Source organism: Agrobacterium sp. 33MFTa1.1, assembly GCF_004328495.1.
Taxonomy (GTDB): Bacteria; Pseudomonadota; Alphaproteobacteria; order Rhizobiales; family Rhizobiaceae; genus Agrobacterium; species Agrobacterium pusense.
Genome location: NZ_CP036358.1, coordinates 1,716,648 through 1,728,448, shown reverse-complemented (window position 1 = coordinate 1,728,448; position 11,801 = coordinate 1,716,648). Strand labels below are relative to the sequence as shown.

At 59.0% G+C, this 11,801-nt stretch carries 10 protein-coding genes; 6 read left to right on the top strand and 4 right to left on the bottom strand.

The annotated features are described in order from the left end of the window. Positions 1-10: 10 nt before the first annotated feature. From EYD00_RS08825 to EYD00_RS08805, 4 genes are all read right to left on the bottom strand, one after another. Positions 11-793 (bottom strand): ABC transporter permease, encoded by a 783-nt coding sequence (locus tag EYD00_RS08825; RefSeq protein ID WP_004442862.1) that lies wholly within the window; start codon positions 791-793, stop codon positions 11-13. Beyond that, a complete protein-coding gene (locus EYD00_RS08820) occupies positions 790-1,674 on the bottom strand; it encodes an ABC transporter permease (RefSeq protein WP_004442861.1) in 885 nt (294 codons plus the stop codon). Before EYD00_RS08820 ends, EYD00_RS08825 begins: the two co-directional genes overlap by 4 nt. A gap of 100 nt (positions 1,675-1,774) precedes the next feature. Continuing rightward, a complete protein-coding gene (locus EYD00_RS08815) occupies positions 1,775-2,881 on the bottom strand; it encodes an ABC transporter substrate-binding protein (RefSeq protein WP_004442860.1) in 1,107 nt (368 codons plus the stop codon). 288 nt (positions 2,882-3,169) lie between these two features. Next, positions 3,170-4,048, bottom strand: coding sequence for a MurR/RpiR family transcriptional regulator (locus EYD00_RS08805; RefSeq protein WP_004442858.1), 879 nt, complete (start codon positions 4,046-4,048; stop codon positions 3,170-3,172). Positions 4,049-4,220: 172 nt separating this feature from the next. On the opposite strand from EYD00_RS08805, the gene EYD00_RS08800 reads away from it, so the two are divergent. From EYD00_RS08800 to EYD00_RS08775, 6 genes are all read left to right on the top strand, one after another. Further along, the gene (locus EYD00_RS08800) at positions 4,221-4,994 is read left to right on the top strand and encodes an N-formylglutamate amidohydrolase (protein WP_004442857.1); all 774 of its coding nucleotides are present in this window, start codon (positions 4,221-4,223) and stop codon (positions 4,992-4,994) included. A gap of 213 nt (positions 4,995-5,207) precedes the next feature. Then, positions 5,208-6,722, top strand: a complete 1,515-nt coding sequence (locus EYD00_RS08795) for an amino acid permease (RefSeq protein ID WP_004442855.1) — start codon at positions 5,208-5,210, stop codon at positions 6,720-6,722. Between the two features lie 63 nt (positions 6,723-6,785). Beyond that, a complete protein-coding gene (locus tag EYD00_RS08790) occupies positions 6,786-8,153 on the top strand; it encodes a glutamine synthetase family protein (protein WP_004442854.1) in 1,368 nt (455 codons plus the stop codon). An 18-nt stretch (positions 8,154-8,171) separates the two neighbouring features. Then, on the top strand, positions 8,172-9,560 hold the full coding sequence (locus EYD00_RS08785; protein WP_004442851.1) for an aldehyde dehydrogenase family protein: 1,389 nt from the start codon (positions 8,172-8,174) through the stop codon (positions 9,558-9,560). Beyond that, the gene (locus EYD00_RS08780) at positions 9,557-10,702 is read left to right on the top strand and encodes an iron-containing alcohol dehydrogenase (RefSeq protein WP_034498788.1); all 1,146 of its coding nucleotides are present in this window, start codon (positions 9,557-9,559) and stop codon (positions 10,700-10,702) included. The genes EYD00_RS08785 and EYD00_RS08780 overlap by 4 nt, the downstream gene beginning before the upstream one ends. A gap of 285 nt (positions 10,703-10,987) precedes the next feature. After that, on the top strand, positions 10,988-11,704 hold the full coding sequence (locus EYD00_RS08775; protein WP_004442847.1) for a ParA family protein: 717 nt from the start codon (positions 10,988-10,990) through the stop codon (positions 11,702-11,704). The last annotated feature ends 97 nt before the right edge of the window (positions 11,705-11,801 follow it).

The window sequence follows — 11,801 nt, the reverse complement described above, 5'->3', positions numbered from 1 at the left end:
AATATTGTCCTCAGGCCTTGGGAGGCGCGCCCTTCTGGTAGCGTGAAACGAGTTGGATCAGACCGAGGCAACCCCAGGTAATGCCGAAGGAAATCACGGCAAGCGCTGCCGGTTCATAGGCGCGGTTGGCACCCAGCAGCTGCATGTAGGGGCCGAAGGCCGGGCGGTTCAAAAGGGCTGCCATGGTGAATTCACCGATGACGATAGCGAAGGTCAGGAAGGCGCCCGACAGCACGGCGACCAGAACATTGGGCAGGATGATGCGCGAAAGGATGGTCGTCCAGCCCGCGCCAAGGCTCTGCGCCGCTTCCGTCAGTGTCGCCACGTCGATGGTTCTGAGGCCGGTATCGACGGCGCGGTACATATAGGGCAGGGCGAGCGTGGCATAACCGAACATCAGAAGCAGGTTGGTGCCGAAGCTCGTGCCGGTCAGCGGCAGCCAGCTGGAGGTGTTGTAAAGCCTGATATAACCGAAGACGATGACGATGGCCGGGATGACCAGCGGCAGAAGCGTGATGAATTCGATATAGGGGCGCAGGCCCGGCAGTTTCAGACGCACCCAATAGGCGGTCGGCACCACCAGCAGGACGCCGAAAATGATGGTGAACAGCGCCATGACGACGGAATAGCTGAAGGTTTCCTGGAAGCGCGGGTCGCCCAGCACCTTGGCATAAGCGTCGAAAGAATATTCGCCGCGCCGCATTTTCAGCGAGAAATTGGTCATGCCGATCAGCGGCAGGGCGAAATAGAGCAGGCCGAAAATCAGCGCGCCCCAGGCGAAGAAACGCTTCATTTCAGCCACCTTTCGCTGCGGGCGCGCAGCCAGATATAAAGTGCATTGGCAATGCCTGTCACGACGATCATGCCGAAGGCGAGCGCGTAACCGAGATGCGGATTGCCGAGAACGTCGCCGCGAATCTGCGCGAAGAGCAGGATCGGTACGATGTTGAGCGAGGAGCCGGTGAGCGCAATTGCGGTGGCCACTGCGCCGAAGGCATTGGCAAACAGCAGCGACATGGTGCCGAGCAGCGACGGCAGCAAGATCGGAAAGGCCACCATGCGCCAATATTGAAAGCCGGTGGCTCCGAGAATTTCCGCCGCTTCGCGCCATTCGCGCTTCAGGCCGTCAAGCGCGGGCGTGATGATGAGGATCATCAGCGGAATCTGGAAGAACAGATAGGTGACGGTGAGACCCCAGAAGGACAGGATGTTGAAGCCGAGCATCCTGAGATCGATGCCGATCTGCGTCTTCAGGAAGACGGTCAGGAGGCCGACCGGGCCAAGCGTGGCGATGAAGGCGAAGGCAAGCGGTACCCCGGCGAATTGCGAGGCGACGCCTGAAAAGGTGAGAAGCGGTCCGCGGATACGCTGCGGCAGACCACCGAGCACTACGGCCGCGGCGACGGCAAAGCCGATCAGGCAGCCGAGCGCTGCAGAAGCGAGGCTGATCTTTATCGAGATCCAGTAGGCCGAAAGGATGGATGCGGTAAAAAGCCCTGCAATGTTTTCAAGCGTGAAAGTTCCGTCTGTCCGCTGGAACGCGCCAACGACGATCTTCATCGTCGGCATAATCAGAAACAGCAGCACAAAAACGGCAAAAGGTACGACGCCTATCCAATGCAGCGGCAGCTTTCTGCGCGCGTCGGATGGTCCGCCGGTGTTGGTTGATGGCATCCTTGTCCCCAAACGCCGTTTTCAAACGGTCTGTCTATAAAGGTCTATATTATAAAAGAAGCACCCCGGCTTTGATCGGCCGGGGTGCGTTTTCAACAATTTACTTCACGTTCGCGCCGACAACGCTATCCCAGCCGCCAGTGACGGCCGCCTTGTTGGCATCGACTTCCTCGAGCGTCGGGAAGATCGCCTTTTCATAGGCTGCTGCCGGCGGCAGGCTGTCGATCAGGTCCTGCGGAACCTTGCCGGCCTTGACCATGGCGTTGAAGCGGATCGGGTGGCAATAACCCTTCAGCCAGCCGAGCTGACCGTCGTCGGAGTAGAGGTGCTCCATCCACAGCTTGGCAGCATTCGGATGCGGGGCGTAAGCGGAAATGCCCTGCACGTAAACACCGGCGAGAACGCCCTTCTCGGGAACGACGACTTCCGTCGGCGGGTTGTCGTTCAGCGTCTTCTTCCAGGATAGCGCATTATAGTCCCAGGCAACGATAATCGGCGTGGCACCCTGTGCAAGTGTACCGGCCTTGCCAATAGTCGGCAGGAAGTTGCCAGCCTTGTTGAGGTCGGCGAAATATTTCAGGCCGGCTTCACCGGCTTCCTTGCCGGATTTTGCTCCGGTTGAAAGACCGGCGGCGAGAACACCGAGGATAGCCTGGTTGGAGGCGCGCGGGTCACCCGCAAGCGCGACCTGACCGGAATAGTCAGCCTTCAGAAGGTCTGCCCAGTCCTTCGGCGTTTCCTTGACAAGATCCTTGTTCACGAAGAACGACATCACGCCGTAATAATCGCCGTACCAGTAACCTTCGGAATCCTTGACGTTGTCAGGAATTTCGTCCCAGGTGGAGACCTTGTAGGGCTGCAGCAGGCCTTCGGCCTTCATCTGCGGGCCGAAAGCAAGACCGACGTCAATGACGTCAGGCGCCTGCGGGCCCTTATTGTCCTTGTTTGCCTTGACTGCTTCGACTTCGTCGGCGGAGCCGGCGTCGGGGTTCAGTTCATTGACGGTGATTTCCGGATATTTCGCCTTGAAGGCGGCGATCACGTCGCCGTAACCACACCAGTCGTGCGGCAGGGCGATGGTGGTCAGCATGCCTTCCTTCTTGGCGGCGGCGATCAGTTCGGCGCTCGGCTCAGCGGCGGCAATAGCGGTGGAGGCGATGACCAGTGCGGTGGTTGTAGCAAGCAGTCGGCGGCAGTGAGAGATCACTTTTTTCTCCTCTTCGTGTTCTCATATTGCGGACGCTGATACGGATTCTCGATGAAGCTAATGTGACGGCTGGATGGCAATTCATTTATCCGGATTCCGCCACTTTAAACCCATTTTCCGCCATTATCGGGCTTTTTGCCAGCAATTGCGGGAGTTGACCGTTTTTGTCCGTTAGACCAGATGCGTTCCCCAGCTTGGTTTTTCCCCTGCTTTATCGTGCTGGTAGCGATCGCAGGTATCCAATCAGCGTGCGGCATCGGCGTCAAGTCGTATGCCGGCTACGCATATTCACGTTCTGTCAGGGCGTCGGAACAGGCGTGTCTGTTCAAACAGGCCCTCCAGTGCGTTCATGCGTTCCTTGGTCTCGTCCCACGTGCCGCTCTGCACCGCTTCGATCAGCGCCTCGACGACAAAAAGCGTAACGACAGACGAATCCCACGCGGACGGGGCCTCTATTTTGACCCGGAAAATATGCAGCGCATGACGCGCCACCGGCGATGTCCACTGGTCGGTAAAGAGGATGATCTGCACCCCATTTGCCTTGGCCACCTCTGCCAGCGTCGTCATATCGTGCTCGTAACGGCGGATGTCGAAAATGACGAGCACATCGCCGGCGCTCATATTCAGCATATATTGCGGCCAGGCGCTGGAGTTGGACGACATCAGCGTTGTCTTCGGCCGGATCACCTGCATGTGGGTGAAGAAATATTCGGCAATCGCACCGGTGATGCGCCCGCCGACGAAGTAGATGCTGCGCTTGCGGTCGGAAAGCAGCGCGGCGGCATTGTCGAAGACGGCGGTATCGAGATCCCCAAGCGTATCGCGCAGATTGCCGGTAATGGCGTCGGCGAAACGGTTGAGAATGTGCAGGCCCGGCGCGTTGGTTGCCCAGCGGTCATGTTTGGCCACCGGACCGGAGATCGTCGCTTCCAGCTCCTGGTGCAGATGCGCCTGAAATTCGGGGTAGCCCTTATAGCCGAGCTTCTGCACCATCCGCGCCACTGTCGGGGTGGAAACACCGGCATTTTCGGCAATCGTGGTGATGCTGCCGAGGCCGGACACCGGATAATTGCCGAGCAGGCTTTCTGCCAGCCGTTTTTCGGAACGTGTCAGCGCGTCGTAATGGGCATGGATGACGTCCGACACGGTGGCCGCGGTGTTGCGCAAATCTTTCCCCTTCCGGTCTTTCTGCCTGTGTGGGCTAAAATAAACATCTCTGCCCGTGATTGAGTCAATGGAAAAATGAAGAGAAAATTTCAAAATTCCATTTGACTCCCGCCATAATGTGAAGAATTCTTTTCGCCGTTAGGGAAGACGGTTTTCCGGGTGGGGTACGTGCATGACGGTGCGTTCGCGGTTTTTCACAGAAGCGGAAGGGCAGGCCGTTGGCATCGAGAATGCCGGTGCGGCGGGCGATGTCCTGCTCGTCTGCGAACATGCTTCGGCCACCGTCCCGCAAAGATTAGGCACGCTCGGCCTGTCGCCCGAGGTTCTTTCAAGTCATGTGGCATGGGACCCCGGCGCTCTGGCCGTTGCCCGTCTGCTTTCGGAGAAGCTCGACGCGACGCTCATTTATCAGAGGTTTTCCCGCCTGGTCTATGATTGCAACAGGCCCCCCGAATCGCCGTCCGCCATGCCGGTGAGAAGCGAAGTGTATGATATTCCCGGCAATTTCGACCTCACCGAAGCGGAGCGGTTTGCCCGAACGTCAGCGCTGTATGTGCCGTTTCACGACCGGGTGAGCGAGATCATCGCCGAGCGGCAGGCGAAGCGCCGCAAGGTGGTGGTGGTGACCATCCACAGTTTCACGCCGGTTTATCATGGCCGGTTCCGCGAGGTTGAGATCGGCATCCTGCATGATACCGACAGCCGTCTCGCTGACGCCATGCTGACAGGCGCCGAAGGGGCCTCGCTCACGGTCAATCGCAACGATCCTTATGGCCCGGAAGATGGCGTGACGCATACGTTGCGACTGCATGCGCTGCCGGACGGGCTTTTGAACGTCATGATCGAGATCCGCAACGATCTGATCGCCGATGAAGGAGAGCAGGCGAACATCGCCGCATTTCTACACGAGCTTATGGGGAAGGCACTCGCATCGATCGACGAGTGAGGGAGCAGGGGCCGGCCGATGGTGAACACACCGGGGTCAGGCGTCGAAGGGAGACTGCCGCCATCCGGTCAAAGAAGCCGGAAAACGAAGCGGTACGGGAACAGCAGATGCGTGCGGCGCGATCCGGGAGTTTCCTGATGGCGCCGAAGACTGGGGCACAATCGGCCAATAACGGCTGACTGGCTTGTTTTTTTCTTATCAGGAGAGAAGGGCATGGACAGTTCATCGTCAGGCGTCAGCTACAAGAAAGCTGATGCATCCTATTTCGAAAAACGCGGACTATCCCGTTATGCGGGCGTGTGGTCGCTCTGGTCGCTTGGCGTCGGCGCGGTCATATCAGGGCATTTTTCCGGATGGAATTTCGGTTTCTCCACCGGCGGCTGGGGCGGCATGCTGGTGGCGGGCATCATCATCGCCATCATGTATCTTGGGCTGACATTCTCGATCGCCGAAATGAGCCCGGCGCTGCCACACACGGGTGCGGCCTATTCCTTCGCCCGCACGGCCATGGGCCCATGGGGCGGCTTCATCACCGGCCTTTGCGAGAATGTTGAATATGTGCTGACGCCGGCGGTCGTCGTCACCTTCATCACAGCCTATGTGAACTCGATTCTCGGCCTCGATCCGGCCTATTCACCCTTCGTGTGGATAGCGTTTTACGCTATATTCCTTGCTCTCAACGTCTTCGGGCTCGAGCTTTCCTTCAAGGTGACGCTCGTCATCACGCTGATTTCGCTCGCCGTTCTGGTGTTCTTCTGGATCAGTGCCATTCCCAATATCGATTTTTCGCGTTTTGCGCTCAACATCGGCGTCGGACCTGATGGCAAGGCGGTGGAACTGCCGGAGGGCGGTGGCTCGTTCTTCCCGTTCGGTTTTTCGGGCGTTCTCGCCACGCTGCCTTTCGCGGTCTGGCTGTTCCTCGCCATCGAGCAGCTGCCGCTCGCGGCTGAGGAATCCGTCGATCCGAAACGCGACATGCCGAAGGGAATCATCCTTGGCATGGTCACGCTGATGGTTTCGGCCTTCATGATCGTGCTGCTCAACCCGTCGCTGCCGGGCGTCGGCGCCTTCCATCTCAGCTCGTCGCTTGAGCCGCTTTTGGACGGTTTCAAGGCGATCTATGGCGATGGCGGCGTGGTGCTGCTTGGTCTCGTGGCTCTCACGGGCCTGATCGCAAGTTTTCATACGATCCTCTATGCGCAGGGCCGCCAGATCTATTCGCTGTCGCGTGCGGGTTACTTTCCGACCGTGCTGTCGATCACGCATTCGAAATACCGCACGCCATACGTGGCCAACATCACCGGCGCCATAGTCGGGCTCGCGGTCATGCTGGTCATCTGGTTCGCGCTGGGTGCGGAACAGGGCGGCAGCATCATCGGCAGCGTGCTTTTGAACATGGCCGTGTTCGGCGCGATGTTCTCCTACATCATGCAGGCGATTTCGTTCATCCTGCTCCGCAAGAACCTGCCGCATATCGAGCGGCCGTTCCGCTCGCCCTTCGGCATTCCCGGTGCGGTGCTGACAATCATCATCGCCATCGTCACGCTGCTCTACCAGATCCAGGATCCGAACTTCACAAAGGGCGTGCTCTGGGTCGCCGTCTGGTTTGCGGTCGCCATCGCCTATTTCGCTTTCATCGGCCGTCATCGCCTCATCCTCTCGCCGGAAGAGGAATTCGCGCTGGAGCACAAGCAGGCTGCCATGGCAGCGGCGGCTGCAAAGGCCTGATGCTCAAACAAACGGGCGGCCGGATACGGCCGCCCGGTCACGACACTAAAGGGGACGGATAAAATGACGAGCTACACATTCGACGCGCTTAAAATGGATGTCGCTGAGGGCCGCATCGACACGGTTCTGGCCTGCCTTGTGGACATGCAGGGGCGTCTGATGGGCAAGCGGTTTCAGGCCGAGTTTTTTGTTGAAAGCGCCTATGAGGAAACCCATAGCTGCAATTACGTACTCGCTACCGACATGGAAATGGAAACCGTTCCCGGTTACAAATCGTCCAGCTGGGAAAAGGGTTACGGCGATTATGTGCTGAAGCCCGATCTTTCGACGCTGCGGCGTGTGCCGTGGCTGGAAGGCACGGCGCTGGTGCTGTGCGACGTTCTCGATCATCACACACACGAAGAGGTGCCCCATTCACCGCGCGCACTGTTGAAAAAGCAGGTGGCGCGGCTGGAGGCCATGGGGCTGAAGGCCTATATGGCGACCGAGCTGGAATTCTTCCTGTTCGACCAGACCTTCGACGCGGCGCGCGCCGGCGGCTATAAGGGGCTGAACCTCGCCAGCGGCTATAATGAAGATTACCATATCTTCCAGACAACCAAGGAAGAGGATGTTATGCGGGCGCTGCGCAAGGGTCTGCAGGGTGCCGGCATTCCGGTTGAAAATTCCAAGGGCGAGGCGTCTCCCGGTCAGGCGGAAATCAACGTTCGTTATGCCGAGGCGCTGACCATGGCCGACCGGCACGCCATTATCAAGAACGCCACCAAGGAGATCGCCTGGTCCAAGGGCAAGGCCGTGACGTTCCTCGCTAAGTGGAACTACAATGCCGCCGGCAGTTCTTCGCATATTCACCAGTCGCTGTGGAGCCTCGACGGCAAGACCCCGGCTTTTCTGGACAAGGACGCCGAGCATGGCATGTCCGAACTGATGCGGCATTATGTTGCCGGCCTTCTGGCCCATGCCAGCGAGATCACCTATTTTCTGGCGCCCTACATCAATTCCTACAAGCGGTTCATGGCCGGAACCTTTGCGCCCACGAAGGCGATCTGGAGCCTCGACAACCGCACGGCGGGATATCGCCTCTGTGGCGCCGATACCAAGGGCATCCGCATCGAATGCCGCGTGGGCGGCTCCGATCTCAACCCCTATCTCGCCATGGCTGCCCTGCTTGCAGCAGGCATTGACGGCATCGAAAATAAACTTGAACTTGAGCCCGAATTTGTCGGCGATGCCTATGGCGGCAAGGATGTGCGCGAGATACCCAAGACGCTGCGTGACGCCACTGCGTTTCTGGACGGATCGAAAATGCTGCGCAGCGCCTTTGGCGACGATGTGATCGATCATTACGTCCGCGCCGGGGCGTGGGAACAGGAAGAATACGACCGCCGCGTGACCGACTGGGAAGTGGCGCGCGGTTTCGAACGGGCCTAATCATTACGGGAAAACATCATGACCATGATCCAGAATATCTCGCCCATCGACGGCTCGGTTTATGCCGAGCGGGAGGCGATGTCGCTGGAGGCGGCACGGGCCGCCGTTTCAAAGGCGCGCAAGGCGCAGAAGGACTGGGCTCGACGCCCGCTTGAGGACCGCGTTCAGTTGGTTCTGAAAGGTGTCGCACGCCTCAACGAGATGGTGGATGAGGTCGTGCCGGAACTTGCCCATATGATGGGCCGTCCGGTGCGCTATGGCGGCGAGTTCAAGGGGTTTAACGAACGCTCCAACTATGTCGCCTCCATTGCAGCCGATGCGTTGGCGCCGCTCGTCATCGAGGAAAGCGGCAATTTCGAACGCCGCATCGAGCGTGAGGCGCATGGCGTGGTCTTCGTCATAGCGCCCTGGAACTATCCTTACATGACGGCGATCAACACCGTCGCGCCGGCTTTGATGGCCGGCAATACGGTCGTCATCAAACATGCGGCGCAGACGCTGCTGGTGGGCGAGCGCATGGTGCGGGCTTTTGTCGAGGCCGGTGTGCCTGACGATGTCTTCATCAATGTCTTCCTCGACCACGGTACGACCTCGGCGCTCATTTCCGAAGGCCTTTTCAACTTCGTCAACTTCACCGGTTCGGTGGAAGGTGGCCGCGCCATCGAGCGCGCCGCTGCCGGCACCTTCACCGGTCTAGGTCTTGAACTTGGCGGCAAGGACCCCGGTTATGTGATGGAGGATGCCGATCTGGATGCCGCCGTCGATACGCTGATGGATGGCGCCACCTATAATTCCGGGCAATGCTGCTGCGGCATCGAGCGCATCTATGTCAACGAAAACCTCTATGACGCCTTTGTCGAGAAGTCGGTCGCGTGGGTTTCCAATTACAAGCTCGGCAATCCGCTGGAGCAGGAAACGACGCTCGGGCCGATGGCCAACAAACGTTTCGCCAAGGTGGTGCGTGCGCAGATCGCGGATGCAGTTGCCAAGGGCGCGAAAGCGCTGGTAGATCCGAAGCTATTCCCTGCCGATGATGGCGAAAGCGCCTATGTCGCGCCGCAAATCCTCGTCAATGTCGATCACTCCATGGAGTTCATGACCGAAGAAACCTTCGGCCCGGCGGTCGGTATAATGAAGGTGAAGAACGATGACGAAGCCATCGCGCTGATGAATGACAGCAAATACGGGCTGACTGCTTCGCTGTGGACGCAGGATGCCGCCCGTGCCGGGCGCATCGGCCGCGAGATCGAAACCGGAACCGTGTTCATGAACCGCGCTGATTATCTCGACCCGGCGCTTTGCTGGACCGGTGTGAAGGAAACGGGCCGTGGCGGTTCGCTCTCCGTCCTCGGTTTCCAGAACCTGACCCGTCCGAAATCCTACCATCTGAAGAAAGTCACGAAATGAATATCGTCGCCAACTGGAGCTATCCCACCGCCGTCAAGCTTGGCCGTGGCCGGATCAAGGAACTGGCGGAAGCCTGCAAGACGCTTGGTATCAAGAAGCCGCTTCTCGTTACGGATCGCGGCCTTGCCAATATGGCGATCACCGCGCATGCGCTGGATGTGCTGGAAGAGGCGGGTCTCGGCCGGGCGATCTTCGCCGAGGTCGATCCGAACCCGAATGAAATCAACATGGAAGCGGGTGTGAAGGCCTATCGCGATGGCGGCCATGACGGCGTCGTCGCTTTCGGCGGCGGCTCGGGCCTCGATCTTGGCAAGACCATCGCCTTCATGGCTGGGCAGACCCGCCCGGTCTGGGATTTCGAGGATATTGGCGACTGGTGGACACGGGCGGACGCTTCCAAGATCGCGCCTATCGTTGCCGTTCCGACGACGGCCGGCACCGGTTCGGAAGTCGGTCGCGCCAGCGTCATCACCAATTCGCAGACGCATGTGAAGAAGATCATCTTCCATCCGAAGCTCTTGCCCGGCGTCGTCATTTGCGATCCGGAGCTGACGGTTGGTATGCCGAAAGTCATCACGGCCGGCACGGGCATGGATGCTTTCGCCCATTGCCTGGAGGCCTATTCCTCGCCCTTCTATCATCCGATGAGCGCCGGTGTGGCGCTGGAGGGTCTGCGTCTCGTCAAGGAATTCCTGCCGCGCGCCTATAAGGACGGTACGGATATTGAAGCCCGCACCAACATGATGGCGGCGGCGGCCATGGGGGCGGTTGCCTTTCAGAAGGGGCTGGGGGCCATTCACTCGCTCTCGCATCCGATCGGCGCTGTCTACAACACCCATCACGGCATGACCAATGCCGTCGTCATGCCGGCGGTGCTGCGCTTCAACCGTCCTGCCATCGAGGACAAGATTGCCCGCGCCGCTGCCTATCTTGGCATTTCCGGCGGTTTCGACGGCTTTTATGACTATGTGCTGGAGCTTCGCAAGGAACTCGGCGTGCCTGAGAACCTCACCGCCATGGGCATCAAGCCGGATCGTATCGACGAACTGGCGGCGGAAGCGATCAAGGACCCGAGCTGCGGTGGCAATCCGGTGCCGATGACGCTTGAGAATACCAAGGCGCTTTTTGAGGCTTGCTTTTAAGGAGTTACCTTTGATCGCCGGGTTTGTGAGAGGTTGAGAGGGTGCCGCTTGTTTCTTCTCCCCGGCGGGGAGAAGAAACCTGCGGCGACGCTGTACCCCGCATCGGTGCCGGCGACCATACGACCTCTAATCCATGAAGCCCGCGACGCCATCGCGGGCTTTTTGTTACGCGGCGTAATCGTTATTAGTGTTTTATTAACCCTGTTCGTTAAGATTATGGAAAGCACCATGAAGTGCGTCGGTGCGTGAATGAGCATGAAACGGCTCTGACAAACAGGGGGTATCATGTCAGTCATCACTTTCGCCAATACCAAGGGCGGCGCGGGAAAAACCACGGCCGTGCTGCTTCTGGCGACCGAACTCGCCCGTAGCGGCCATCGGGTGACGGTTCTGGATGCCGATCCGCAATTGTGGATTTCCCGCTGGTACGAACTCTCGGGCATGGTAGAAAACCTGTCAGTGATTTCGCATGTGACGATGGCTTCGCTTGAAGGCCACATTCGCGAAAACCGGGCCAATACAGACTGTTTCATCATTGACCTGCCCGGCGCAAAAACGCCGCTTTTGACCATGGCTCTGGGTATTTCCGATCATGTTCTGATCCCGGTACAGGGATCGGCCATGGATGCGCGTGGCGCTGCCGAAGTTCTCGATCACATAGAATTCCTGAACCGCAAGATGGGCAAGGCGATCGCCCATTCCATCGTGCTGACACGGGTCAACGCCATGGTGGCAACGCGTTCGCTGTTGCTCGTCAAGATGCTGCTGGCGGAAAAGAACGTCTCCGTGCTCAACACGGCGATTGTCGAGCGGGCGGCCTATCGCGATATTTTCGACTATGGCGGCACGCTTCTCTGTCTGGATGGCAAGAAGGTCAGCAATATCGACAAGGCGGTAGAAAATGCGGCGGCCTTTGCCGAGGAAGTCATCAACCTCCTGCCGAAAAGACTTCCGAGGCGCGTTGCGCACCTGGCACGTCTCGTGACACGCAGGGCTGCCTGACCTCGCGTTGCGAATCCCGCCCGGTTGCGGCGACGGTGCGACGGTTTGGTGAAATGGGTTCCCCACCAAAATGCGGAGAAGAGGCGGCCTTTACGAG